A 25,767-nucleotide genomic window follows, 5' to 3' on the forward strand; every position below is an offset into this window, starting at 1 on the left:
CCGTGGCGCGCTCATGTTCCACCCGATGCGCGAGGATGGGCGGTCGCGTAGACCTCGCGCAAGGTGTTGACCGTGACGAGTGTGTAGACCTGCGTCGTCGTCACGGAGGAGTGGCCCAGCAGCTCCTGCACGACCCGCACGTCGGCGCCGCCTTCGAGCAGGTGGGTGGCGAACGAGTGCCGCAGCGTGTGCGGGGAGACCTCGGCCCGGATGCCGGCCCGTTCGGCGGCGGTCTTCAGGACGTGCCACGCGGTCTGGCGCGACAGCCGGCCGCCGCGGGCGTTGAGGAACAGCGCGGGCGTGCCGCGTTTCGCCAGGCTGGGGCGGGCGCGCACCAGGTACGCGTCCAGCGCCCGGAGCGCGGGCCGGCCGACGGGCACGATCCGCTGCTTGCCGCCCTTGCCGTCGAGGAGGACGGTGCGCTCGGCGGCGTCCACGTCGTCCACGTCGAGGCCGACGACCTCGGAGATCCGCGCGCCGCTGGAGTAGAGCAGTTCGAGGAGGGCGCGGTCGCGCAGCTGAGCCGGGGTGTCGCCGGGGACGTCGAGGAGCTTCAGCACGTCGTCCACGGGCAGCGCCTTCGGCAGCCGGCGCGGAGGGGTCGGCGGGTGGACGTCGCGGGCCGGGTCGTGCCCGGTGATGCCCTCGCGGTGGGCGAACCGGTGCAGGCCGCGCACGGCGACCAGGGTCCGCGCGGCCGACGACGCGGCCAGGCCCTCCTCGCGCAACGACGCCAGGAAGTCGCCGACGACGGCCTCCGTGACGCCGGAGAGGTCGTCCACCCCCAGCCGCTCCAGGTGGCGGGCGTACCGGCGCAGGTCGCGGGCGTAGGAGTCGAGCGTGTTGCGCGACGTGCCCCGCTCCACCGCCAGGTGGTCGAGGAACGCCCCCACCGCACGCCCCGCAGGGGTACCCGCCAAGGGGACCCCTGCTTTTACGTTACCCAAGGGGTCCGACAATTCCGCTCCCCTCGCCCCTTCACCCACCACTCGCGCCCCCACCACCCCACCGACTCGGCCCGACCCGACCCGGCCCGAGCCGATTCCGGGCCAGACAGCCCGCCGTCTTCGGCTCTCGGTTCTCGGCCCTCCGACGCGCGACCCAACGCGTCCGGCCCACCGCCGTCCCTCACAGCTGCGCCAGCGGCACGTGGGGAAGACCGTGCGCCTTGGCCACCTCAGCCTGCACGACCGCGCCCCGCACCACGTTCACGCCCTTCGCCAACGCCGGGTCGTCGCCGATCGCCTGCCGGAAACCCTTGTCCGCCAACGCGGTCACGTAGGGCAGTGTGACGTTGGTCAGCGCCCACGTCGAGGTGTGCGGCACGGCGCCCGGCATGTTGGCCACGCAGTAGAACACCGAGTCGTGCACCCGGTACGTCGGGTCGTCGTGCGTGGTCGGGCGGGAGTCGGCGAAGCACCCTCCCTGGTCGATGGCGATGTCCACGAGCACCGACCCGGACCTCATGGTGGACACGAGCTGGTTGCTCACCAGCTTCGGCGCCTTCGCGCCCGGCACGAGCACCGCGCCGATGACCAGGTCCGCCCACCTGCACGCCTTCTCCACCTCGTACGCGTTGCCGGTCACCGTCTGCAGGTGCCCGCGGTAGGTGAAGTCGATCTGCCGCAGCCGGTTGACGTTCGTGTCCAGCACGACCACCTCGGCCTGCATGCCGAGCGCCACCGCGGCAGCGTTCATGCCCGCCACACCGGCCCCGATCACCGCGACCTTCCCCGCGGGCACACCGGGCACACCGCCGAGCAGCACGCCCCGCCCTCCCTGGTTGCGCTCCAGGCAGTGCGCGCCGACCTGGGCGGCCATCCGGCCGGCGACCTCGCTCATCGGCGCGAGCAGCGGCAACGACCCGTCCGGCAGCTGCACGGTCTCGTAGGCGACGGCGTCGACGCCCGACGCGACCACGGCCCGCGTGCACTCGGCGTCGGCGGCCAGGTGCAGGTAGGTGAACAGGGTCAGCCCGGGCCGCATCCGGTGGAACTCCTCGGCGACCGGCTCCTTGACCTTCAGCACCAGCTCGGCGTCGCCCCACACGTCGTCCGCGTCCGGCACGACCACGGCGCCCGCGGCGGTGAACTCGGCGTCCGTGATCGACGACCCGGCGCCCGCTCCCGACTCGACCAGCACCCGGTGGCCGCGGCGCGTCAGCTCTACCACGCCCGCCGGCGTGACGGCGACCCGGTACTCGTGGTTCTTCACCTCTCGCGGCACTCCGACCAGCACCCTGAAAGGGTAGGTCGACCAGCGGGTTCCGGCTCACCAGGAAGGTTCGGCTGTTAGCGTTTGACCCGTGTCGGAACCACACCAGGTGCGCATCGGCGACCAGCAGCGCGAAGAGGCGATCAACGCCCTGAACGACCACTTCGCGGCCGGCCGCCTGGAGATCGGCGAGTACGAGCAGCGCGTCGGCTACGCGTCCGCGGCCCAGACCGCGCACGAGCTGTCCGCCCTGTTCCGCGACCTGCCGCCGCCGCACCCGGTGTTCGCGCCGCCGTCGTACCCGACGCCGACCGCCGCGTACCCGCCCCCGCCGCCGATGCCCGGCTACAGCACGCCCGGCTACAGCACGCCAGGCCACGGTGTGCCGGGAGTGCCGCCCGGTTACGCGGACCCGACGCAGGCCTACGCGTACAACTACCCACCCGGCTACAACCCCAACGCGCCGTACGGCGTCGACCCGGTGACCGGGCAGCCCTTGTCGGACAAGTCGAAGATCGCGGCCGGCGTGCTGCAGCTGGCGCTGCCGTTCGGCATCGGCCGCTTCTACATCGGCGACACCGGCATCGGCATCGCCCAGCTGCTGACCTGCGGCGGCTGCGGCATCTGGTCCCTGATCGACGGGATCATCCTGCTCGTCAACGGCGGCACGGACAGCGAGGGCCGCAAGCTACGCGACTAGGTTCCGCGCCAGCATCCACGTGGCGGCCAACGCCACCACCGGCACGCCCACCTTCGGCGACACGCGCGGTGTCGGCGTGCCGGCCCGGGCCGCCCGGAACCACCGCGCCCACAGCCACACCAGCAGCGGCAGCCCGGCGACCAGCATGACCGCGTTGAACTGCCAGGCGGCGACCACGTCACCGTGCAGCAGGGCGTGGACCATCCGCGTCGACCCGCACGCCGGGCACTGGATGCCCGTCAACGCGTAGAGCGGGCACGGCGGCAGCCACGACCCCGGCCGGTTGGGGTCCACGACCAGCAGCACCCCGCACCCGGCCAACGCCGCCCCGGCCAACGCCAACGGCCCGCGCACACCCACGCCGACCATCATCCCCCAAGCCGACCCTGGGGTCCCGCGTTCGGGACCCCCGGGTCGCGCGCTCAGGACTGCCGCGCCGCGAAGCGCGTCGGCCGGTCGTGGAACGGGGCGTCCGCCGGACGGCCCTCGGCCCGGCCCTCGACGACGGCCTGCGCGGCGAGCAGACCGGCCACGGCGGGACCGTTCACGATCTCACCGGCCAGCGCCATCGCCACCGCGTCGGCCAACGGGAAGGCCTTCGCCTCCAGGTCGGCCTCCTCCTCGCCCTGCACGTCCCGGTCCACGACGGTCAGCCCGCGGGCCAGGAACACCCGCACCACCTCGTCGGTGAACCCCGGCGACACGGCGACGTCCACCAACGTCACCCACTCCGCCGCCGCGAGCCCGACCTCCTCGGCCAGCTCACGGCGCGCGGCGGCCACCGGGGTCTCGTCGCCGGCGTCCAGCAGCCCGGCGGGCAGCTCCCACAGCCGACGCCCCAACGGGTGCCGGTACTGGTGGATCAGCGTCACCGCGCCGTCGTCGTCCAGCGCCACGACGGCCACCGCGCCGAGGTGTTCCACCACCTCGCGCCGCGCCGTGCCGCCGCCGGGCATGGCGACCTCGTCCACCCGCAGCGCCACGACGCGCCCGACGTGCACGTCCTCCGACGACACCGTGTCGAACGCGTGCCGGGGCGAGCCCGTGTCCTCCTGGGCGGTCACTGCGCGGCCCCCGCGGTCTCGGGCAGCGGCAGCCGGTCGGCCAGCCGGTAGTCCAGCGCCGCCTTCACGAACGCCGCGAACAGCGGGTGCGGCTTCGTCGGGCGCGACTTCAGCTCCGGGTGCGCCTGGGTGGCCACGAAGAACGGGTGCACGTCGGCGGGCAGCTCGACGAACTCCACCAGCCGCCCGTCCGGCGACGTCCCCGAGAACACCAGGCCCGCCGCGCCGAGCTGCGCGCGGTAGGCGTTGTTGACCTCGTACCGGTGCCGGTGCCGCTCGGACACCTCCAGCGACCCGTACGCCGACGCCACCTGCGAGCCCGGCACCAGCTTCGCCGGGTACGCGCCGAGCCGCATCGTGCCGCCCATGTCCCGCTGCCCGGAGACGACGTCCTCCTGGTCGGCCATGGTGCTGATGACCGGCGACCCGCCCTCCTCGAACTCGGACGAGTTCGCGTCCTCGATGCCCGCGAGGTTCCGCGCCGCCTCGATGACCAGGCACTGCAACCCCAGGCACAGGCCCAGCAGCGGGATGCCGCGGGTCCGCGCGTAGGTGATCGCGCCGATCTTGCCCTCGATGCCGCGCACCCCGAACCCGCCGGGGATGAGGATCGCGTCGAGCCCGCCCAGCGCGTGCGCGGCGCCGGACGGCGTCTTGCACTCGTCGGACGGCACCCACACGATCTCGACCTTGGTGCGGTGCGCGAAACCGCCCGCGCGCAGCGCCTCCGTCACCGACAGGTAGGCGTCGGGCAGGTCGACGTACTTGCCGACCAGCGCGATGCGGACCTTCTCCGCCGGGTTGTGCACCCGGTCGAGCAGGTCGCCCCACACGGTCCAGTCGACGTCGCGGAACGGCAGGTCGAGCCGCCGCACCACGTACGCGTCGAGGCCCTCGCCGTGCAGCACCTTGGGGATGTCGTAGATCGACCGCGCGTCCACCGCGGCCACCACGGCCTCGGTGTCCACGTCGCACATCAGGCCGATCTTGCGCTTCAACGCGTCCGGGATCTCCCGGTCGGCCCGGCACACGATGGCGTCGGGCTGGATGCCGATGTTGCGCAGCGCGGCGACGGAGTGCTGCGTCGGCTTGGTCTTCAGCTCGCCGGACGGCGCGAGGTACGGCACCAGCGACACGTGCAGGAAGAACACGTTGTCGCGACCGACGTCGTGGCGCACCTGCCGGCACGCCTCCAGGAACGGCAGCGACTCGATGTCGCCGACCGTGCCGCCGACCTCGGTGATGACCACGTCCGGCGTGACGCCGTCCGGGCCCGGCTCGGCCATCGCCCGGATGCGCCGCTTGATCTCGTCGGTGATGTGCGGGATCACCTGGACCGTGTCGCCCAGGTACTCGCCGCGCCGCTCCTTCGCGATGACCTCGGAGTACACCTGCCCCGTGGTGACGTTGGCGTCACCGGAGAGGTCCCTCGCCAGGAACCGCTCGTAGTGGCCGATGTCGAGGTCGGTCTCCGCGCCGTCGTCGGTGACGAACACCTCGCCGTGCTGGAACGGGTTCATCGTGCCCGGATCGACGTTCAGATACGGGTCCAGCTTCTGCATGGTCACTCGAAGACCACGAGCGGTGAGCAGCTGCCCGAGGCTGGAGGCGGTCAACCCCTTGCCGAGGGACGACGCCACACCCCCGGTGACGAAAACGTGCTTGGTCGTACGTGCCTGCTGCACCAAGGAGGCTCCCCGTGGTCCTGGATTTCCGCTAGGGGCCGGCTGGGGTGGTTCCGCACAGCTCAGCGCCCTGTCCACGGGCCCTAACGCTAACACGCCACCGGTCACCCAGCGCGCCGGCGGGCCCGGCGGCGTGTCACTCGGATGGCCTAGGGTCGCTCGAACAGGAGACCACCGACCGCGATCCGCCCGCGGAACCGCCCCGGGAACGCCCGGCAACGCCTCCGGAACCGCCCGGTGAACGCCTCGGAACGGCCGACACCCGCACCGGCCCCATCCCCGGGCGCCGCCCGTCCGCTGTCAGCCGGCGGTTCCCGGCGCGGGCGCCTCGGCGTTGCCCGCCACCCCGTACCGCCCGGCCTTCCCCTCCAGCTGCTCGCGCAACGCCAGCACCGTCACCACCCGACCGGCGGCGGTGTGCAGGTTGTCCACGGTGGAGAGCACGGACGTCGCCGCCGTGTCCGCCCGCACCACGCCGACCGCCCCCGTGCCGTCGGCCGACCCGTCCCCGCCCGCCAGCACCGTCCCCGCGCCGGACCGGTCGAGCTGGGTGGCGAACCGCGCCACCACCGCCGCCCGGTCACCGGCCGAGTCGCCGCGCACCGCACCACCGGTGAGCACCACGGCCAGCTGCGCGGGCTGCAACCCCTGCCCCGGCTTGACGAAACCGGCGCTCGCCAGCCCGCCCAGCCCGGCCGCCAGCTCGTCCGGGGTGGACTGCGGCTGGTTGTCGTCCTTGCTGATCAGCAGCAGCGAGCCGAGCAGCCCGCCCGCCCGCGTCCCCGGGTCGGCCCCGGTGGGCAGCTGGGTGCCGGCAGGCTGGAGCCGGGCGACCAGGTTCAGCAGCTGGTCGGCCTTGTCCGGGTCGGTGAACGAGTCGGTGAGCTGCAGCTCCCCGGTGACGGTCGCGCCCGCCGAGCGCAGCAGCCCGGTCAACGCGTCCCGGTCGTTCGGGTCGGTGTCGCCGGTGGTGACGACCACGACGGTCCGGTCGGCCAGCTGCCCCTTCACGGCCAGCGGGCCGACGGAGGTGGCGAACCGGTCGGCGTCGGCGAGCCGGGCGTCGAGCCCGCTGCGCTGCGCCTGCAACGCGGCGACCTCCTCGCCGAGCGCGCTGTTGTCGTCGGTGAGCCCGGACAGCAGCCGGCCGCTGATGGCGGTGGAGCCGAGCACCACCCCTACGGCCAGCGCCAGGAACACCGCGGTGACGGAGACGATGTGGTAGCGCAGCGAGATCACGCGAACAACCCCCTGAACCAGTCGACGACGGATCGGAACGCGTCGGCCGCCAGGTCCACGTAGACCTGCCCGACCCCGGACACCGCCAGCGCGGCCACCATCGCCACGACGGCGGCCAGCACCAGCAGGGTGATCAGGCCCAGCGACACCCGGCTGCGGTGCAGCGTGGCGACGGCGTGCCCGTCCACGAGCTTGTTGCCCAGCTTCAGCCGGGTCAGGAACGTCGACGGGGTGGACCCGGAGTTCCCGCGGTCCAGGAACTCGCGCAGCCCGGCCTGCAGGCCGACGGTCACCACCAGCGACGCGCCGTTCGCCTCGGCCAGCAGCAGCGCCAGGTCCTCGGCGTTGCCGGTCGCGGGGAACGTCACCGCGCCGATGCCCAGGTCCTGGATGCGCTCCAGACCGGGCGCGTGGCCGTCGGTCTGCGCCGGCACCACGACCTCCGAGCCGGACTTCAACGTCTCGGTGCCGATGGCGTCCGGGTCGCCGACGATGACGTCCGGCTTGAACCCGGCGTCGTGGAGGGTGTCCGCGCCCGCGTCCACGCCGATCAGCACCGGCCGGTACTCGCGGATGTACTTGCGGAGCTTCCGCAGCTCCTCGGCGTGCCGCGGGCCGCCCGCGACGACCAGCACCTGCCGGTCGCGGATCGGCACGAACACCTCGGGCACGCCGACGCCGTCGAGGATCAGCGACCGCTCCCGGCGCAGGAACTCGATGGTGTTCGCCGAGAACGCCTCCAGCTGCGCGGCCATGCCCGCCTTGGCCCCGATCATCGCGTCGGCGATCGACTCGGCGGTCTGCTGGACGCCGCGCGCGACCTCCTTCTCGCCGACGAACACCCCGCCGTCGTGCAGTCGCAGCTTGGCGCCGTCCCTGATCTCGCGCAGGACCGCCGTGCCGACGCCGTCGACCAGCGGGACACCGGCCTCGACCAGCAGTTCCGGGCCGAGGTTCGGGAACCGGCCGGAGATGGACGGCGAGGCGTTCACGACGCCCGCCACCCCGGCGTGGACGAGCGCCTCGGCGGTGCGGCGGTCGATGTCGACGTGGTCGAGGACGGCGACGTCGCCGGGACTCAGGCGGCGCAGGAGGTCACCCGAGCGGCGATCGACCCGCGCCACGCCGACGACGCCTGGCAGTTCGTGGTTCGTGCGGCCGAGCAACCCGGAGAGCTTCATGAACCGATGGTGACTCACGTCCGGCGCGGTTCGGCGGCCAACACGCCGAGCGGGTCCGGGCTGGTCAGTGACTCCACTAATCCACAGTGGACGGATTACCCCCGGACGGGTGACGTCGCCCGTCGCCCGCCGGCCCCGCATCGCCGGCCCGCGGAGTGGCGGGTGGGACGTCCAGCTCGGACACCGGGATCGCGATGCCGAACGGCGGGGTGTCCGCGTCGGCGTCGGGGCCGGCGTCCGGGTCGTCCAGCCGGTGCACCACCGCCACCTCGCCGTCGCCGGTCTCCGCCGGGGCGTCGCCGCTCGTCCAATCCTGCACGAGGAGCGCACCCGCCAGGGCCGCCAGCAGGCCGCCGACGAGCACCGGGGCGCCGGACTCCAGGTCGGTGGTGACCGTGACGCCGCTGATGGGGTCGACCGTCGCCACCACCAGCACCTGCTGGGCGACCGCCCACACCGCGCCGATCATCAGCATCACGCCCGCGAGCGCGGCGAGCCTGCCCCACGCCCGCCGCGCGAGCACCGCGCCCAGCACGGCCAGCCCCGCACCGGCGACCACCGGCAGGCCGAACCAGGCGTCCCGGGCCTGCACCCGCTCCCCGCTCAGCAGGCCCCACAGGTTCTGCCGGTTCTCGAAGGTCAGGTCCCGGCCCAGGTCGAACGCGTGCGTGTACAGCGGGAGGACCGTGCCCAGCACGGCCAGCGCCGCGCCGACGAGCAGCGCCACCACGCCGACCCGGCGCCTCACGCCGGACCGTTCGCCCCGGACCGGTCGTCGTACCCGGTCCCCGGAATCCGCGCGACCTCCACCCCGGGTGCCTCCACCACGGGAATCCCGAACGGCGGGGTGTCCGTGTCGTCGCCGTCGCCGTCGCCGTCCACCCGGTACACCACCGGCCCCTCGGGCCGCGGCGTCGCGCGCCGGCCGTGCACGAGCACCGTCCCGACCACCGCCAGCACCACGGCGGCGGTCAGCACCCAGACGCCGTCGCCCACTTCCTCCGTGAAGCCGCCGATGGCCTCGACCGGGCTCTCCTCGCCGTCCGGGTCGTCCACGGCCGTCGCCACGACCATGCCGGTCGTCCACACCGAACCGGCCAGCAGCGCCGTCCCGACCACCGCGGCGTACCGGGCGGCCAGGCGCTGCGCCTCCGGCAGCGCCACCAGGGCCGCCGCGATGGCCAGCAGCACCGCCGAGATCACGATCGGCACGCCGAACTGGGGCGTCTGATCCAGCATGAGGTCGATCTCCGACGACGAGGCGTCGGCGGTGATGTCCCACGACGTCGTGGTGAACCCCACCCGCTCGTCCCGGAACAGGCTGCCCTGCCAGAACAGCGGCCGGAACGTGCCGACCACGGCCACCGCGCCCGCCCCGACCAGCGCCGCCACGCCGACCAGCCGTCGGCTCACTTCTTCTTCGCCTTGCGCCGCACCACGGGAACGCTCTCCTTGTCGGCCTTCGCCGCCGCCAGCAGCTCCTCGGCGTGCGCCCGGCCCGTATCGGTGGAATCCATGCCCGCGAGCATGCGGGCCAGCTCGACGACCCGCTGCGACTCGTCCAGCCGCCGCACACCGCTGCGGGTGAGCACGCCGTCCGCCGTCTTGTCGACCACCAGGTGCCGGTCGGCGAACGCCGCGACCTGCGGCAGGTGCGTGACCACGATGACCTGGTGGCTGCGCGCCAACCGGGCCAGCCGCCGGCCGACCTCGACCGCGGCCCGACCGCCCACACCGGCGTCGACCTCGTCGAACACCAGCGTCGGCACCGGGTCGGAGTGCGACAGCACGACCTCCAGCGCCAGCATCACCCGCGACAGCTCGCCACCGGACGCGCCCTTGTGCACGGGCAGCGCGGGCGCGCCGGGGTGCGCGATCAGCCGCAGCTCCACGTCGTCCACACCGCTGGCGCCCGCGTGCAACCGCTGCCCGTCGACCAGCAACGCCTGCGCGTCACCCTGCTCGGCCACCCGAGGCCGCACCGCGACCTCCACCGTGGCGTGCGGCATGGCCAGGCCCGTCAGCTCCTCGGACACCGCCCGGCCCAGCTCCTCGGCGGCGGCGGTCCGCTCCGCGGTCACCTGCCGCGCGTACCCGGCCAGCTCCGCGGCCAGCTCGTCGCGGCGCGCCGCCAACGCGGCCAACGCCTCGTCGGACGTGTCCAGCCCGGCCAGCCGGGACGACGCGTCCTCCGCCCACGCGATCACGCCGTCCACGTCCGCCGCGTACTTGCGGGTCAGCGACTTCAGCTCGGCCTGGCGGGCGAGCACCTGCTCCAGCCGCGCCGGGTCCGCGTCCAGGTTCTCCAGGTAGGAGACGATCTCCGCGCCGACGTCCGCGAGCAGCGTCTCCGCCTCCACCAGCCGCGACTCCATCCCGCGCAGCTGCGGGTCGTCGGAGGCCACCAGCCGCCGCCGCGCCTCGCCGATCAGGCCCAGCGCGCCGGGGTTGTCCGGGTCGCCGTCCGGCGAACCCGACACCGCGTACTGGGCGCCCGACGCGGCCTCGCGCAGCTGGTCGGCGTCCGCCAGCCGACGCGCCTCGGCGATCAGCTCCTCGTCCTCGCCCGGCTTCGGGTCCACCGCGCTGATCTCCGCGAGACCGTGCCGCAGCAGCTCCGCCTCGCGGGCCAGCTCGTGGGACCGCGCCGTGCGCTCCGTCAGCTCCGCCGCCACCCGCAGCCACTCGTCGCGGACCTTGCGGTAGGAGCGCAGCGGCTCGGCGACCTCGTCACCGGCGAACCGGTCGAGCACCGCCCGCTGCTCGGCGGGCCGCAGCAGCCGCAGCTGGTCGTTCTGCCCGTGCACGGCGATCAGCTGCTCGGCCAGCTCCGACAGCACCCCGACCGGCACGGACCGGCCGCCGAGGTGGGCCCGGGACCGGCCGTCGGCGCCGACGGTGCGGATCGCGATCACGCTGCCGTCGTCGTCCGGCTCGCCGCCGACCTCCTCGGCGACCTTCGCCGCCGGGCTGCCCGCGGGCGCCTGGAACCGCCCCTCGACCACCGCCTTGTCCGCGCCGTTGCGCACGCGGGACGCTTCGGCCCGGCCACCGCTCAGCAGGTGGAGCCCGGTCACGACCATCGTCTTGCCCGCACCGGTCTCGCCCGTCACGACGGTGAAACCGGCGCCGAGCTCAAGGGTGGCCTCGTCGATCACACCGAGGCCCTGGATGCGCATCTCGGCCAGCACGAGGCGAACACTACTGGGCGACACGGACAAAGCGTGTGTTCGGGGGCGGGTGTCCCGTTGTTGATCTCACCGGGGCCGCCCCCGGCCCCGCCGGGCGCGGCCTACCCGGCGGACGGGCCGCGCCACCCCTGCACCGGCAGCTCGAACTTCTCCACCAGCCGGTCCGTGAACGGCCCCTGGCGCAGCCGGATCAGCCGCAACGGGGTCCGCCCGCCGACCACCTCGACCCGCGCGCCGGGCGGCAGGTTCACCGTCCGGCGGCCGTCCGCGCACAGCACCGCCGGGTGCCCCTCCGGGTCGACCTCCAGCGCCACCACGGACGCCGGCGACACCACCAGGGGCCGCGCGAACAGGGCGTGCGCGTTGCTCGGCACCACCAGCAACGCCTGCACGTCCGGCCACACCACCGGCCCGCCGGCCGAGAACGCGTACGCCGTCGACCCGGTCGGGGTCGCCACCAGCACGCCGTCGCAGCCGAACGCCGACACCGGCCGGCCGTCCACCTCCACCACGACGTCCAGGATGCGTTCCCGCGTGCTCTTCTCGACGCTCGCCTCGTTGAGCGCCCAGGTGCTCTCCAGCACCTCGCCGTCCACCAGAGCGGTGATGTCGACCGTCATCCGCTCCTCGACCTCGTAGTCCCGGTCGACGACGTGCGTGATCGCCTCGTACAGCGCGTCCGAGTCGGCCTCGGCGAGGAACCCCACCCGGCCGAGATTCACCCCCAGCACGGGCACGCCCGCCGACCGCGCCAGCTCCGCCGCCCGCAGCAGCGTGCCGTCACCGCCGAGCACGAACACCAGCTCGGTGCCCTCGGCGGCCTTCTCGTCGGCCAGCACGACCTGCGCGAAGCACGACGGGTCCAGGTCGGGCGCCTCGTCCTCCAGCACGCGCAGCCGCACGCCGCCCGCCGCGAACCGCGCCGCGACCTCCTGCGCCACCAGCACGTTGCTGCGCCGCCCGGTGTGGACGACCAGCAGGATCTCCCTCGACACCGGATCGCTGCTCACTGCGGTCCTTCCGCTACGGCGGCGCGCACGAGCGCGGTGGCGTCCGCCACGTCCAGGGGCTCACCCCGGCGCAGCCAGACGAAGAACTCGACGTTGCCCGACGGCCCCGGCAGCGGGCTCGCGGTGACGCCGTGCAGGCGCAGGCCCAGCCCGGCCGCGGCCGCCACGACGTCCAGCACCGCCTCGGCCCGCAACTCCGGGTCGCGCACCACACCGCCCGAGCCTAGGCGTTCCTTCCCGACCTCGAACTGGGGTTTCACCATCGGCAGCAAGTCGCCCTCCTCGTCGAGGCACGCGGCCAGCGCGGGCAGCACCAGCCTCAACGAGATGAACGAGAGATCCGCCACCACGAGTTCAACGGGCCCGCCGATGTCCTCGGGCGTCAACGACCGCACGTTCGTCTTGTCCTTGACCACGACCCGGTCGTCCGTGCGCAGCCGCCAGTCCAGCAGGCCGCGGCCGACGTCGGCCGCCACGACCTCCCGCGCGCCCGCGCGCAGCAGCACGTCGGTGAACCCGCCGGTGGACGCGCCCGCGTCCAGGCACCGCCTGCCCTTGACGTCCACCGCGTGGAACGCCTCCAGCGCGCCGACCAGCTTGTGCGCGCCGCGCGAGGCGTAGTTCGGGTCGTCGGTCTCGCGGACCACCAGCGCCGTGTCCAGCTCGACGGCCGTCGCCGGTTTCGTGGCCACCGTGCCGCGGACCGTCACCCGGCCCTCGGAGACGAGTTGGCTGGCGTGCTCCCGGGACCTGGCCAGCCCGCGGCGGACCAGTTCGGCGTCCAGCCGAGCCCTGCGCGGCACCGTCAGACCTTGTCGATGCTGGACAGCGCGGCCGTCAACGCGGTGTGCGCGTCGTCGAACCGGGCCACGTGCTCGACCACGTCCAGCTCGTCCAGCCCGTCGAGACCGGCCAGGGCGTCGTCGATCCCGGCCACGGGATCACGCGGCGGGCCGGGGAGGGGAACCTCGAAGCTCACAGGATTCAAGGTAGCCGATGCAGCACCGACAGGTCGGCAGCCACGTAGGTGGGCCGCAGGTCCTCCGGCAGGGCCGCGGCTTCCGCCTCCGTGGACACGCCGGTGAGCACCAGCAACGAGTCCATGCCCGCGTTCACCGCGCCCGCGATGTCGGTGTCCAGCCGGTCGCCCACGACCAGCGGCCGCTGCGCGCCGGCGGACTTCGCGGCCTGCTCCAGCAGCGGCGTCGCCGGCTTGCCCGCCACCAGCGGCTCCGCGCCGGTCGCCGTCCTCAGCGCGGCCACCAGCGCGCCGTTGCCGGGCAGCAGGCCTCGTTCGGTGGGCAGCGTCGCGTCCACGTTGCACGCGACCCACCGGGCGCCCGCCCGGATCGCCACGCACGCCTCTGCCAGCTCGCGCCACCCCAGGTCCTGCGACAGGCCCTGCACCACGGCCCGCGCCCCGTCGCCCCGGTCGGTGGGCCGGAACCCGCGCAGCCGCACCTGCTCCGCCAACGCGTCCGTGCCCAGCACCAGCACGTCGCTCCCGGACGGCACCAGGTCGAGCAGCATCGCCGCGCCCGCCTGGGCGCTCGTGCTCACCTCGTCCAGCGCGGCGTGGAAGCCGAGCTCGTTCAGGTGCTCGGCGACGGCCTCCGGCGACCGCGACGCGTTGTTCGTGACGAACCGGATGCCGGTGCCGTGCTCACGGGCGGCGGCGACGGCCTCCACCGCACCGGGCACGACCTCACGCCCCCGGTAGACCGTGCCGTCGAGGTCCAGCAGCAGGGCGTCGTAGCGGGCCAGCAGCACAGGCGTCTCCGTTCGGGTGTCCTGGTGACAGTCTGAAGGCTCGACGCCGGGTGGCGTCGAGCCTTCGGACTGTGGCATCGCTCATGTCACAGAGGTCTTGCTCCGTCGTGCTTCACGCCGTCGCGGCGGTCACTCCTGCGGGCTCAGGTCGAACGCCCGCTCGGCCGCGTCGGTCTCGTTGTCGTCGTCGGCCTGCGCGGCGTTGAGGAACCACTTGATGGCCTCGTCCGTGCGGCCCGCGGCTTCGAGGTTGTCGGCGTACGCGTAGAACAAGCGCGCGCTCCACGGGTCGCGCCGCTTCGGGTCGAGGTCGTCGCCCTGCAGCGCCACCACGGCCGCGTCCAGCTGCCCCATGTCCCGACGGGCGCCGGCCGCGACGATCCGCAGCTCCACCGCCTCGTCCGCGGACAGCAGCGCCACCTGCGCCTCGCGGGCCAGCTCGATCGCCCGCTCCGGACGCCCCAGCGCCCGCTCGCAGTCGGCCATCACCGCGACGTGCCCGGTGCTGTTCGACATGCGGCGCGCGGCGCGCAGCTCGGACAGCGCCTCGGCCCACTCGCCGGCGTGGTAGGCGGCCAGCCCTGCGGCTTCACGCACCACCGCGACCCGCGCCGCCTTCGACCGCGCGTACCGGGCGTGCTCCAGCGCCAGCTCCGGCTCGCTGTCGATGAGCATGCCCGCCGCCGCCAGGTGCCGGCCGACGATCTCGGCCAGGCCCTTGGGCAGGCCGCGCAGCTCCTGCTTCACCTCGGGGTCGAGGACGGAGATGTCGGCGTCCTCGGGCAGCTCGGGCGTGCGGGCCCGGGTGAACACGCGCTCTTCACCGTCGACCGCCGGCACAGCCTCCGCGGCGGTCTCCCGCACGGCCTCCGGGGCAACCTCGACGTCCTCGACGTCACCGGCGACCGCGTCCGCGTCCGCTACCTCGCCGACAGCCTCGGGCTCGTCACCCTCGACCGCCGCCTCGACGTCGTCCACGTCCTGGTCCGACTGGTCCGGCACCGCGGTCACGTCAACCGAGTCGACCTCGACCGCGTCAACCTGAACGTCGTCGACCTCAACGGCGTCGACAGCCTCGACGGCGTCCACCGGGGTCGCCGCGACACCGACCGCGGTGTCCTCGACGACCTGCGACTCGTCACCCTGCGAAGCCCGCTCCTGGAACCGCGCGGCGCGGTCGCGGCTGCGAGCGTCCCGACGGTCGTCACCCGGCTTGTCCTGCCCCGGCTTCTCGTGGCGGGGCTTGTCGTAACGGGGCTTGTCGTGCACCGACTTGCCGTGACGCGGCTTGTCGTGCCGGTTCCGGTCACCGCTGGGCCGGTCGCTGCCGGCCCGGTCGTCGCGACGCGGGTAGCTCGGCCGGTCCCCGCCGCGGTCGTCCCTGCGGAACCCGCCGCGGTCGCCACCACGGTCGTCCCGGCGCGGATAACCGCCACGGTCGCCGCTCGGCCGGTCGCTGCCACTCCGGTCGTCACGACGCGGGTAGCTCGGACGATCCCCGCCACGGTCATCGCGACGCGGGTAACCACCGCGGTCACCACTCGGCCGATCGCTGCCACTCCGGTCATCCCGACGCGGGTAGCTCGGACGGTCGCCACCACGGTCGTCACGCCTCTGGTAACCACCGCGGTCACCGCTCGGCCGGTCACCACCGGCGCGGTCGTCACGCTTCTGGTAGCCGCCACGGTCGCCGCTGGGCCGGTCGTCGCGGCGGAACCCGCCGCGGTCACCGGTCCGGTCGTCACGACGCGGGTAGGTCGGACGGTCGCCACCACGACTGTCCGACCTGAACCCACCGCGGTCGCCACCGCGGTCATCGCGCCTCGGGTAACCACCACGGTCACCACTCGGCCGGTCACTGCCGCCGCGGTCGTCGCGACGCGGGTAGCTGGGCCGATCGCTGCCACTCCGGTCATCCCGACGCGGGTAGCTCGGACGATCGCTGCCGCTCCGGTCGTCACGGCGGGGGTAGCTGGGGCGGTCGCCGCCGCGGTCGTCACGACGCGGGTAGCCACCGCGGTCACTGCTCGGACGCCCGGCACCAGGCCGGTCGTCACGCCTCTGGTAACTACCCCGGTCGCCGGTCGGCCGACCACTGGCGGCGCGGTCGCTGCCGGGCCGGTCGTCGCGCGACCGGAAGTCACGGCGCTCACCGCGGTCGGCGCCGCGGTCGTCACGCTTCTGGTAGCCGCCACGGTCGCCGCTGGGCCGGTCATCGCGCCGGAACCCGCCCCGGTCACCGGTGCGGTCGTCGCGACGCTGGTACCCACCGCGGTCGTCGCTGCCGCGCTCGAAACGCGGCCGGTCGCCGGAGTCGCGGCGGAAACCACCGGTCCGGTTGTCGTCCCGACGCGGAGCACCGGCACGGTCGTCACGGGGCTTGTCATAGCGGGGACGCTCGCCCCGGTTGTCATCACGCCGGTCAGTGCCGCGAGGCTTGTCGTAACTCGGCCGGTCGTCCCGGCGCGGATAGCCGCCGGTCCGCTCGCCCGCGCGGGCGTCACGGCCACCGGTAGTCGGCTTGCGGCTTCCCTGGGTACGGCCACCGTCGTCGGATCGGCGCGGTCGGTCTCCCTGGCCACGCTGACGGTCGCCGGGTCGATCCCCGAACCTGGGCACTAGCTCCTCCTACTGTGGACACGCCGAAAGGGCTTGCGGTTTGGAGCACAAATCAATGTGCCCCCACCACAAGCCCTTTCAGGGAAGAATGTTCGGCGGCGTCCTACTCTCCCACACCCTCACGAGTGCAGTACCATCGGCGCTGGAAGGCTTAACTACCGGGTTCGGAATGGGACCGGGTGTTCCCCAACCGCTATGACCACCGAAACACTATGAAATTACCAACCCGTAGGCACCCAACCCACCACCCAGGACAAACGTCCCGACAGTGGACCAGGTGGTCCGGTTCGGTTCTTTCAGAACCGCACAGTGGATGCGTAGCGTCTTCGTAGCAAGTCCTCGGCCTATTAGTACCGGTCAACTCCAGCCGTTACCGACCTTCCATCTCCGGCCTATCAACCCAATAGTCTCTTGGGGGCCTTAACCCACAAAGGGTGGGATACCTCATCTAGGAACAGGCTTCCCGCTTAGATGCTTTCAGCGGTTATCCCTTCCGAACGTAGCCAACCAGCAATGCCCTTGGCAGGACAACTGGCACACCAGAGGTCCGTCCGTCCCGGTCCTCTCGTACTAGGGACAGCCTTCCGCAAGTATCCTACGCGCGCGGCGGATAGGGACCGAACTGTCTCACGACGTTCTAAACCCAGCTCGCGTACCGCTTTAATGGGCGAACAGCCCAACCCTTGGGACCTACTCCAGCCCCAGGATGCGACGAGCCGACATCGAGGTGCCAAACCATGCCGTCGATATGGACTCTTGGGCAAGATCAGCCTGTTATCCCCGGGGTACCTTTTATCCGTTGAGCGACCACGCTTCCACAAGCCATGGCCGGATCACTAGTTCCGACTTTCGTCCCTGCTCGACCTGTCGGTCTCACAGTCAAGCCCCCTTGTGCACTTGCACTCGACACCTGATTGCCAACCAGGCTGAGGGAACCTTTGAGCGCCTCCGTTACCCTTTGGGAGGCAACCGCCCCAGTTAAACTACCCACCAGGCACTGTCCCTGATCCGGATCACGGACCGAGGTTAGACATCCAGTACGACCAGAGTGGTATTTCAACGACGACTCCACACTGACTGGCGTCAGCGCTTCACAGTCTCCCACCTATCCTACACAAGCCGAACCGAACACCAATACCAAGCTATAGTAAAGGTCCCGGGGTCTTTCCGTCCTGCCGCGCGTAACGAGCATCTTTACTCGTAATGCAATTTCGCCGGGCCTGTGGTTGAGACAGTCGAGAAGTCGTTACGCCATTCGTGCAGGTCGGAACTTACCCGACAAGGAATTTCGCTACCTTAGGATGGTTATAGTTACCACCGCCGTTTACTGGCGCTTAAGTTCTCAGCTTCGCCCCGAAAGACTAACCGGTCCCCTTAACGTTCCAGCACCGGGCAGGCGTCAGTCCGTATACATCGTCTTGCGACTTCGCACGGACCTGTGTTTTTAGTAAACAGTCGCTTCTCGCTGGTCTCTGCGGCCGAAAAATCCTAGCCCGCAAGGGGCTTCAAATCCCTCGGCCCCCCTTCTCCCGAAGTTACGGGGGCATTTTGCCGAGTTCCTTAACCACAGTTCGCCCGATCGCCTCGGTATTCTCTACCTGACCACCTGTGTCGGTTTGGGGTACGGGCCGCATGAACACTCACTAGAGGCTTTTCTCGGCAGCATGGGATCACTCTACTTCGCCTCAATCGGCTATGCATCACGTCTCAGCCTTATATGACGTGCGGATTTGCCTACACGTCGGCCTACACGCTTACACCAGTACTACCACTCACTGGCGGAGCTACCCTCCTGCGTCACCCCATCGCTTGACTACTACAAGTTCAGGTCCCGCGCTCCACGTCACCCCACTCCCGAAGGAGTGGAATGGGCTTCGGGCGGTTAGTATCACAAGGTTCGCCATGGGCGCGTTCACACGGGTACGGGAATATCAACCCGTTGTCCATCGACTACGCCTGTCGGCCTCGCCTTAGGTCCCGACTTACCCTGGGCGGATTAGCCTGGCCCAGGAACCCTTGGTCATCCGGCGGACGAGTTTCTCACTCGTCTTTCGCTACTCATGCCTGCATTCTCACTCGTCCAGCCTCCACACCTGGATCACTCCGGCGCTTCAACGGCTGAACGACGCTCCCCTACCCATCCCGACAGAATCGGAATGACACGGCTTCGGCGGTGTGCTTGAGCCCCGCTACATTGTCGGCGCAGGACCACTTGACCAGTGAGCTATTACGCACTCTTTAAAGGGTGGCTGCTTCTAAGCCAACCTCCTGGTTGTCTGGGCGACCCCACATCCTTTCCCACTTAGCACACACTTAGGGGCCTTAGCCGGCGTTCTGGGCTGTTTCCCTCTCGACTACGAAGCTTATCCCCCGCAGTCTCACTGCCGCGCTCTCACGTACCGGCATTCGGAGTTTGGTTGATTTCGGTAAGCTTGTGGGCCCCCTAGACCATCCAGTGCTCTACCTCCGGCACGAAACACACGACGCTGCACCTAAATGCATTTCGGGGAGAACCAGCTATCACGGAGTTTGATTGGCCTTTCACCCCTAACCACAGCTCATCCCCCAGGTTTTCAACCCTGGTGGGTTCGGGCCTCCACGCGGTCTTACCCACGCTTCACCCTGGCCATGGCTAGATCACTCCGCTTCGGGTCTAGACCACGCGACTATGAACGCCCTATTCGGACTCGCTTTCGCTACGGCTACCCCACACGGGTTAACCTCGCCACGCAGCACTAACTCGCAGGCTCATTCTTCAAAAGGCACGCCGTCACCCCTAAAGGCTCCGACGGATTGTAGGCACACGGTTTCAGGTACTATTTCACTCCCCTCCCGGGGTACTTTTCACCTTTCCCTCACGGTACTAGTCCGCTATCGGTCACCAGGGAGTATTCAGGCTTAGCGGGTGGTCCCGCCAGATTCACAGCGAATTTCACGAGTACGCTGCTACTTGGGAACACCGTCAGGAGACACCGGGTTTTCACGTACGGGACTCTCACCCTCTACGGCCACGCTTTCCAGACGCGTTCCGCTAACCACAGTGTTTTATGACTCCTCGACCGTCCGGCAGAACGATCAGACAGGTCCCACGACCCCGTACACGCAACCCCTGCCGGGTATCACACGAATACGGTTTAGCCTCTTCCGCTTTCGCTCGCCACTACTCACGGAATCACGGTTGTTTTCTCTTCCTGCGGGTACTGAGATGTTTCACTTCCCCGCGTTCCCTCCACATGCCCTATGTGTTCAGGCAAGGGTGACCCCACATGACTGGGGCCGGGTTTCCCCATTCGGAAATCCTTGGATCTCAGCTCGGTTGACAACTCCCCAAGGCTTTTCGCAGTCTCCTACGTCCTTCATCGGCTCCTGGTGCCAAGGCATCCACCGTGTGCCCTTAATAACTTGCCACAAAGATGCTCGCATCCACTGTGCAGTTCTCAAAGAACAACCAGACACCACCCGTAACACACCCGCCTACCAGATCCGAAGACCGGCGGTTCAGGAGCTGGGGCAGCCCTGCCGTTTCTCGCTGAAAGAGACACTCACGTGTTCCCTCAGGACCCAACAGCGTACCGAACAGAATCTTTGAACCCTCTGGAGACCCTTCCACGCCCTCACGGACAGTACTAACTCTCCAGACAACCCGAAGTCCTGCATATAGCCAGCATCCACATCATTGAGCAACCATCCGACGATCATTCGCCGCCGGCACGGCTCTCCACCAGACATCCGAAGACATCCGGTGAGGAATGCTCCTTAGAAAGGAGGTGATCCAGCCGCACCTTCCGGTACGGCTACCTTGTTACGACTTCGTCCCAATCGCCAGTCCCACCTTCGACCGCTCCCCCCCTTACGGGTTGGGCCACGGGCTTCGGGTGTTACCGACTTTCGTGACGTGACGGGCGGTGTGTACAAGGCCCGGGAACGTATTCACCGCAGCGTTGCTGATCTGCGATTACTAGCGACTCCGACTTCACGGGGTCGAGTTGCAGACCCCGATCCGAACTGAGACCGGCTTTGTGGGATTCGCTCCACCTCACGGCTTAGCAGCCCTCTGTACCGGCCATTGTAGCATGTGTGAAGCCCTGGACATAAGGGGCATGATGACTTGACGTCATCCCCACCTTCCTCCGAGTTGACCCCGGCAGTCTCCCATGAGTCCCCGCCATAACGCGCTGGCAACATGGAACGAGGGTTGCGCTCGTTGCGGGACTTAACCCAACATCTCACGACACGAGCTGACGACAGCCATGCACCACCTGTACACCGGCCACAAGGGGGCCAATATCTCTACTGGTTTCCAGTGCATGTCAAGCCCAGGTAAGGTTCTTCGCGTTGCATCGAATTAATCCACATGCTCCGCCGCTTGTGCGGGCCCCCGTCAATTCCTTTGAGTTTTAGCCTTGCGGCCGTACTCCCCAGGCGGGGTGCTTAATGCGTTAGCTGCGGCACGGAGGACGTGGAAGTCCCCCACACCTAGCACCCACCGTTTACGGCGTGGACTACCAGGGTATCTAATCCTGTTCGCTCCCCACGCTTTCGCTCCTCAGCGTCAGTATCGGCCCAGAGACCCGCCTTCGCCACCGGTGTTCCTCCTGATATCTGCGCATTTCACCGCTACACCAGGAATTCCAGTCTCCCCTGCCGAACTCAAGTCTGCCCGTATCGACTGCAGGCTCCACGTTAAGCGTGAAGTTTTCACAGCCGACGCAACAAACCGCCTACGAGCTCTTTACGCCCAATAATTCCGGACAACGCTCGCACCCTACGTATTACCGCGGCTGCTGGCACGTAGTTAGCCGGTGCTTCTTCTGCGGGTACCGTCAGTTGCCCTTCGTCCCCGCTGAAAGAGGTTTACAACCCGAAGGCCGTCATCCCTCACGCGGCGTCGCTGCATCAGGCTTTCGCCCATTGTGCAATATTCCCCACTGCTGCCTCCCGTAGGAGTCTGGGCCGTGTCTCAGTCCCAGTGTGGCCGGTCACCCTCTCAGGCCGGCTACCCGTCGTCGCCTTGGTAGGCCATTACCCCACCAACAAGCTGATAGGCCGCGGGTCCATCCTGTACCGCCGGAACTTTCCACCCACCACCATGCGGAGGCAGGTCATATCCGGTATTAGACCTAGTTTCCCAGGCTTATCCCAGAGTACAGGGCAGGTTACCCACGTGTTACTCACCCGTTCGCCGCTCGTGTACCCCGAAGGGCCTTACCGCTCGACTTGCATGTGTTAAGCACGCCGCCAGCGTTCGTCCTGAGCCAGGATCAAACTCTCCAATAAGGAATGTTTGATCGCTCCGAACAACACTGACAATAATGTCAGTTGTCCAGTAACAATCTCAAAGGAAAACCTCTTGACGAGGTCATACAATTTACTGGCTATTCGGCACGCTGTTGAGTTCTCAAAGAACACGCGCACATCGTCACCCACCGCTTGACGCGGCACGATCGGAGGCTTGTGATTCAGAAAGCTTGTATGTGAACCAGACGCCCTGGTCGCAACGGCTCAGACGAGCCTGGACTGGGTCTTCCTGTTCGAGGTCACCCACTCTACCACGCTAGCGGGAGCTTGGTTCGTGACCCGCCGCACTCCGTTCCGGTTTCCCCGGCCCGTTCCGCGCTGACATGGAGAAAGTTACACGCACCCGAACGAGAGGTCAAATCGGGGGCGCAGCATCACCCCACAGGCTGAAACCGCAGGTCAGCAGCCCGTGCAGCAGTCCACCCCACGCTATCCGACCCGATCCGCCCGCAACAGTGTGACCGCGATCACACCCGGAGATGACGAAGGCCGCCGGCCCGCGTGGGACCGGCGGCCTCCGTGCTGCCGCGTCGTGGAACGTCGGCGCAGGTCAGACCTGCACGCGCACGCCGGCGGTGTTCCGCTTGCCGCGGCGGACGACCAGCCACGCGCCGTGGAGCAGGTCCTCCTTGGCGGGCACCCACTCCTCGTCGGCGACCTTGGCGTTGTTCACGTACGCGCCGCCCTCCTTCACCGTGCGCCGCGCCGCGCCCTTGCTCTCGGCCAGCCCGGAGCTGACGAGCAGGTCCACGATCGTCGGCGCGTCGGCCAGGCGGACCTCGCCGGTCGGCGCCTCGGCCATCGCGGCCTCCAGCGTGGACAGGTCCAGCTCGCGCAGCTCACCCCGGCCGAACAGGGCCTGGCTGGCGACGATCACCTGCCGCGTCTCGTGCTCGCCGTGCACGAGGTTGGTGAACTCCTCGGCCAGCCGCTTCTGCGCGGCGCGCAGGTGCGGGGCCTCGGCGGTCTGCCGCTCCAGCTCGGCGATCTCCTCCTGGGTGAGGAAGGTGAACAGCCGCAGGTAGCGGAGCACGTCGGCGTCGCCCACGTTCACGAAGTACTGGTACCAGGCGTACGGCGAGGTCATCTCCGGGTCGAGCCACACGTTGCCGCCGCCGGTGGACTTGCCGAACTTGCGGCCTTCAGCGTCGGTGACCAGCGGCGCGGTCAGGGCGTGCACGGACGCGCCGTCGACCTTCCGCACCAGGTCGACCCCGCCGACGATGTTGCCCCACTGGTCGGAGCCGCCCACCTGGAGCCGGGTGCCGAACCGGCGGTGCAGCTGGAGGTAGTCGTGCGACTGGAGCAGGAGGTAGCTGAACTCGGTGTACGACATGCCGTCGCCGTCGAGGCGGCGCTTGACAGTCTCGCGGGACAGCATGACGTTGACCGAGAAGTGCTTGCCGACGTCGCGCAGGAAGTCGAGCACGGACATGCCGCCGGTCCAGTCGAGGTTGTTGACCACGACGGCGCCGGTGGGGCCGTCGTCGAACTCGACGAACCGCTCCAGCTGGCCGCGGATGCGACCGGCCCACTCGGCGACGGTGTCCAGCGGGTTGAGCGCGCGCTCGGCGCTGTCGCGGGGGTCGCCGATCATGCCGGTGGCGCCGCCGGCGAGGACGACCGGCCGGTGCCCGGCGCGCTGGAAGCGGCGCAGCATGAGCAGCGGGACGAGATTGCCGGCGTGCAGGCTGGGCGCGGTCGGGTCGAAGCCGCAGTAGAGGGTGAGCGGGCCGGCGTCGAGATCCTTCCGCAGCGCGTCGAGATCGGTGGACTGCGCGATCAGGCCGCGCCAGGACAGCTCGTCAAGGATGTGCTCGCTCACCGGTCCATCTTCGCCTACCGCGTCCAGCGGTTTCGTCGCAGGTGGCGTGTGCGGTCGGGCGCGGTTTCCGGGGTCGCGCCGCCGGGTAGCCCTTCCGAGGGCTCTAGTGAGAGGACCCTGCGATGACGTACCCCGACCGCGATCGACGTCCCGCCGACCGTCCGACCGAGATCATGCCGTCGTCCGACCCCCGCTACCAGGAAGCCCGGTACCAGGAGGCGCGGTACGAGGAACCCGTTTACCCCGAACCGGCCTACCAGCAGGAAGAGGTCGTCGAGCGGGGTGACGGCCGGGTGCGCGCGGTGCGGGTCGCGTGCGCGCTGATCGACCTGCTGTGCTGGTTGTTCGCGATCGTGCTGGCGATCCACATCTTCCTGGTCATCGGCGGCGCGAACCCCGCCAACGGGTTCGCGCGGGTGATCGAGTCGTGGTCGGCGGCCGTGTCGCTGGGCCTGCGCGACCTGTTCACGCCGGCCGACCAGGGGTTGCGGACCCTGTTCAACGACGGCCTGGCGGCGTTGCTGTGGCTGCTGATCGCGGCGGTGCTGACCAGCATGATCAGCCGGATCGCGTTGCCGACGCACGCGCGGCGGGTGTGGTTCCGGCGGTCGGTGCGGTGACGTGGGCGGTGGGGCGCTACCCACCGTCACCACCGGGTTCACCCTGGCGCACCGGCGTATGCCCCGGCTGGTTAATTGTCCGCGCCGCGCCGGCCCGCCAAGTTTGCTTGCGTGGCCAGCGACTTGCAGCAGAGGAAGACCTCCATCGTGTTCACCGCGATGGACGTGAACGGCGACGGTTTCCTGGAACGGGCCGACTTCGAGGCGTTGACGGACCGGTGGGAGGGCATCCGCGGCGGAGCCGGGCACGCGCGGCTGCGGGAGATCATGATGCGCTGGTGGGACGCGCTGCGGGCGTCGTCCGACGAGAACGACGACCACCGGGTGTCCGTGGACGAGGTGCTGTCGGTGGTGGACAACCTCGGCACCATGCTCGACCTGGTGGTGGCCACGGCCGAGCTCATGTTCGAGGCGGTGGACGAGGACGGCGACGGCCAGGTGTCCGCGCCCGAGTACGCCCGGATGATCCACGCCTGGACCGGGAACGACGCGCCGACCGACGCCGTGTTCGCGCGGCTGGACCTGAACGGCGACGGGTCGATCTCCAAGTCGGAGTTCGTGAGCCACTGGGTCGAGTTCTGGGCCGGCGACGACGAGGACGCGCCCGGCACGCACGTGTTCGGCGAGGTCTGAGCCGACGGGTCAGTAGCGGCCGTTGATGCTGGTCGTGGGCACGGGGGCGCCGAGCCACGCGGCCCACGCGGCGGCGGCGGCGAGGGACGCCTCACCGGTCAGGCCGCCAGGCCCTCCGGCGGGGAGCCCAGCGCGCGCCACTGGTCGGTGTGGAGGGTGAGGAACGGCGCGGGCGGCAGGGCGCGGGGGTTCGCCGCCCTCGCGTCGCCGAGGTCGAGTGCGACGAGGCGGGGCCAGGCGGGCACGTCGACGACCGCGCCGCCGGCCACCCGCACCGTGCGCAGAGGCAGCCCGGCGAGCGGCGACAGGTCGACGTCGGCCGCGGTCACCTCGACGTGACCGAGGGCGGGCAGCATGGTCAGCGACGTGAGGTCGGCGCCGTCCGCGTGCCGCAGGTGGACGGCGCGGAGCAGGTGGGGTTCCTCGGCCGCGCCCAGCACGGCGGCCAGGTCGGTGCCGGCGAGCGACGCGTGCAGCGTGACGTCGGGCGCGGGGTCGGTCGGGAAGTGCAGGAAGGGTTCGGTCTCGTACTCCCCCGCGCGCAGGCGCGCCACGACCCGCGCGACGCAGTCCGCCACGGACGGCGCGACGTACTCGAGACCAGGTCGGCGTGGTGGTCGATCGCCAGCACCTGGCCGGGGTGGCCGGCGGCGGGCGCGAGGTCCACGACGAGGTGGCGGCCCGCGTCGTCGGTGGCGATCGGCACCCACCGCGGGTG

The 25,767-nt window shown here is 70.2% G+C and carries 21 protein-coding genes and 3 rRNA genes; 4 read left to right on the plus strand and 20 right to left on the minus strand.

What is annotated here, in order from left to right:
* Window positions 1-11: 11 nt before the first annotated feature.
* Together xerD and ald are read right to left on the minus strand one after the other, a co-directional pair.
* Window positions 12-920, minus strand: coding sequence for a site-specific tyrosine recombinase XerD (gene xerD / locus ACRAKH_RS25250; RefSeq protein WP_380723962.1), 909 nt, complete (start codon window positions 918-920; stop codon window positions 12-14).
* 208 nt (window positions 921-1,128) lie between these two features.
* The gene (ald, locus tag ACRAKH_RS25255; RefSeq protein ID WP_380723963.1) at window positions 1,129-2,238 is read right to left on the minus strand and encodes an alanine dehydrogenase; all 1,110 of its coding nucleotides are present in this window, start codon (window positions 2,236-2,238) and stop codon (window positions 1,129-1,131) included.
* A 67-nt stretch (window positions 2,239-2,305) separates the two neighbouring features.
* Here ald and ACRAKH_RS25260 point away from each other — a divergent pair, with 67 nt between their 5' ends.
* Window positions 2,306-2,914 carry a DUF1707 domain-containing protein gene (locus tag ACRAKH_RS25260; protein ID WP_380723964.1) on the plus strand — a complete coding sequence of 203 codons (609 nt, stop codon included), beginning with the start codon at window positions 2,306-2,308 and terminating at the stop codon, window positions 2,912-2,914.
* Here the strand turns inward: ACRAKH_RS25260 and ACRAKH_RS25265 are convergent.
* The 13 genes from ACRAKH_RS25265 to ACRAKH_RS25325 all read right to left on the minus strand — a co-directional run bounded on the left by ACRAKH_RS25265 (window position 2,903) and on the right by ACRAKH_RS25325 (window position 15,323).
* Window positions 2,903-3,283, minus strand: coding sequence for a DUF2752 domain-containing protein (locus tag ACRAKH_RS25265; RefSeq protein ID WP_380723978.1), 381 nt, complete (start codon window positions 3,281-3,283; stop codon window positions 2,903-2,905). The two genes, ACRAKH_RS25260 and ACRAKH_RS25265, sit on opposite strands and share 12 nt — an antisense overlap.
* Window positions 3,284-3,336: 53 nt before the next feature.
* On the minus strand, window positions 3,337-3,978 hold the full coding sequence (locus ACRAKH_RS25270; protein WP_380723965.1) for an NUDIX domain-containing protein: 642 nt from the start codon (window positions 3,976-3,978) through the stop codon (window positions 3,337-3,339).
* Window positions 3,975-5,666, minus strand: coding sequence for a CTP synthase (locus tag ACRAKH_RS25275; protein ID WP_380723966.1), 1,692 nt, complete (start codon window positions 5,664-5,666; stop codon window positions 3,975-3,977). Before ACRAKH_RS25275 ends, ACRAKH_RS25270 begins: the two co-directional genes overlap by 4 nt.
* 297 nt (window positions 5,667-5,963) lie before the next feature.
* The gene (locus ACRAKH_RS25280) at window positions 5,964-6,902 is read right to left on the minus strand and encodes a copper transporter (protein WP_380723967.1); all 939 of its coding nucleotides are present in this window, start codon (window positions 6,900-6,902) and stop codon (window positions 5,964-5,966) included.
* A complete protein-coding gene (gene steA / locus ACRAKH_RS25285; protein WP_380723968.1) occupies window positions 6,899-8,083 on the minus strand; it encodes a putative cytokinetic ring protein SteA in 1,185 nt (394 codons plus the stop codon). Before steA ends, ACRAKH_RS25280 begins: the two co-directional genes overlap by 4 nt.
* A gap of 76 nt (window positions 8,084-8,159) precedes the next feature.
* Entirely contained in the window at window positions 8,160-8,831 is a 672-nt protein-coding gene (locus ACRAKH_RS25290) for a hypothetical protein (RefSeq protein ID WP_447009339.1), read from the minus strand.
* Window positions 8,828-9,496, minus strand: coding sequence for a hypothetical protein (locus ACRAKH_RS25295; RefSeq protein WP_380723970.1), 669 nt, complete (start codon window positions 9,494-9,496; stop codon window positions 8,828-8,830). Before ACRAKH_RS25295 ends, ACRAKH_RS25290 begins: the two co-directional genes overlap by 4 nt.
* Entirely contained in the window at window positions 9,493-11,274 is a 1,782-nt protein-coding gene (gene recN / locus ACRAKH_RS25300) for a DNA repair protein RecN (RefSeq protein WP_380723979.1), read from the minus strand. The genes ACRAKH_RS25295 and recN overlap by 4 nt, the downstream gene beginning before the upstream one ends.
* A 101-nt stretch (window positions 11,275-11,375) precedes the next feature.
* Complete coding sequence (locus ACRAKH_RS25305) at window positions 11,376-12,284, minus strand: NAD kinase (protein WP_380723971.1); 909 nt, start codon at window positions 12,282-12,284, stop codon at window positions 11,376-11,378.
* Window positions 12,281-13,087 (minus strand): TlyA family RNA methyltransferase, encoded by an 807-nt coding sequence (locus ACRAKH_RS25310; protein ID WP_380723972.1) that lies wholly within the window; start codon window positions 13,085-13,087, stop codon window positions 12,281-12,283. The genes ACRAKH_RS25305 and ACRAKH_RS25310 overlap by 4 nt, the downstream gene beginning before the upstream one ends.
* Window positions 13,088-13,089: 2 nt before the next feature.
* A complete protein-coding gene (locus tag ACRAKH_RS25315; RefSeq protein ID WP_380723973.1) occupies window positions 13,090-13,263 on the minus strand; it encodes a hypothetical protein in 174 nt (57 codons plus the stop codon).
* Window positions 13,264-13,268: 5 nt separating this feature from the next.
* Window positions 13,269-14,054 (minus strand): HAD-IIA family hydrolase, encoded by a 786-nt coding sequence (locus ACRAKH_RS25320; RefSeq protein WP_380723974.1) that lies wholly within the window; start codon window positions 14,052-14,054, stop codon window positions 13,269-13,271.
* Window positions 14,055-14,183: 129 nt separating this feature from the next.
* The gene (locus tag ACRAKH_RS25325) at window positions 14,184-15,323 is read right to left on the minus strand and encodes a hypothetical protein (RefSeq protein WP_380723975.1); all 1,140 of its coding nucleotides are present in this window, start codon (window positions 15,321-15,323) and stop codon (window positions 14,184-14,186) included.
* Between the two features lie 9 nt (window positions 15,324-15,332).
* Here ACRAKH_RS25325 and ACRAKH_RS25330 point away from each other — a divergent pair, with 9 nt between their 5' ends.
* Entirely contained in the window at window positions 15,333-16,676 is a 1,344-nt protein-coding gene (locus ACRAKH_RS25330) for a hypothetical protein (RefSeq protein ID WP_380723976.1), read from the plus strand.
* A gap of 87 nt (window positions 16,677-16,763) precedes the next feature.
* Here the strand turns inward: ACRAKH_RS25330 and rrf are convergent.
* The 4 genes from rrf to tyrS form a co-directional block, all read right to left on the minus strand.
* Window positions 16,764-16,880, minus strand: a 5S ribosomal RNA gene (gene rrf, locus ACRAKH_RS25335).
* A 120-nt stretch (window positions 16,881-17,000) separates the two neighbouring features.
* Window positions 17,001-20,081, minus strand: a 23S ribosomal RNA gene (locus ACRAKH_RS25340).
* Between the two features lie 352 nt (window positions 20,082-20,433).
* A 16S ribosomal RNA gene (locus tag ACRAKH_RS25345) occupies window positions 20,434-21,950 on the minus strand.
* The 16S, 23S and 5S rRNA genes sit together here, the layout of an rRNA operon.
* Before the next feature lie 571 nt (window positions 21,951-22,521).
* Window positions 22,522-23,796, minus strand: coding sequence for a tyrosine--tRNA ligase (gene tyrS / locus ACRAKH_RS25350; protein ID WP_380723871.1), 1,275 nt, complete (start codon window positions 23,794-23,796; stop codon window positions 22,522-22,524).
* 122 nt (window positions 23,797-23,918) lie between these two features.
* Here tyrS and ACRAKH_RS25355 point away from each other — a divergent pair, with 122 nt between their 5' ends.
* Both ACRAKH_RS25355 and ACRAKH_RS25360 read left to right on the plus strand, forming a co-directional pair.
* Window positions 23,919-24,416, plus strand: a complete 498-nt coding sequence (locus tag ACRAKH_RS25355) for a hypothetical protein (RefSeq protein WP_380723872.1) — start codon at window positions 23,919-23,921, stop codon at window positions 24,414-24,416.
* Between the two features lie 111 nt (window positions 24,417-24,527).
* The gene (locus tag ACRAKH_RS25360) at window positions 24,528-25,049 is read left to right on the plus strand and encodes an EF-hand domain-containing protein (RefSeq protein ID WP_380723873.1); all 522 of its coding nucleotides are present in this window, start codon (window positions 24,528-24,530) and stop codon (window positions 25,047-25,049) included.
* Window positions 25,050-25,147: 98 nt separating this feature from the next.
* Here the strand turns inward: ACRAKH_RS25360 and ACRAKH_RS25365 are convergent, their stop codons facing one another.
* Window positions 25,148-25,627: a hypothetical protein gene (locus ACRAKH_RS25365; protein WP_447009340.1), complete on the minus strand. Its 480-nt coding sequence runs from the start codon at window positions 25,625-25,627 to the stop codon at window positions 25,148-25,150.
* Between the last annotated feature and the right edge of the window lie 140 nt (window positions 25,628-25,767).

This window comes from Saccharothrix hoggarensis, from assembly GCF_052936025.1.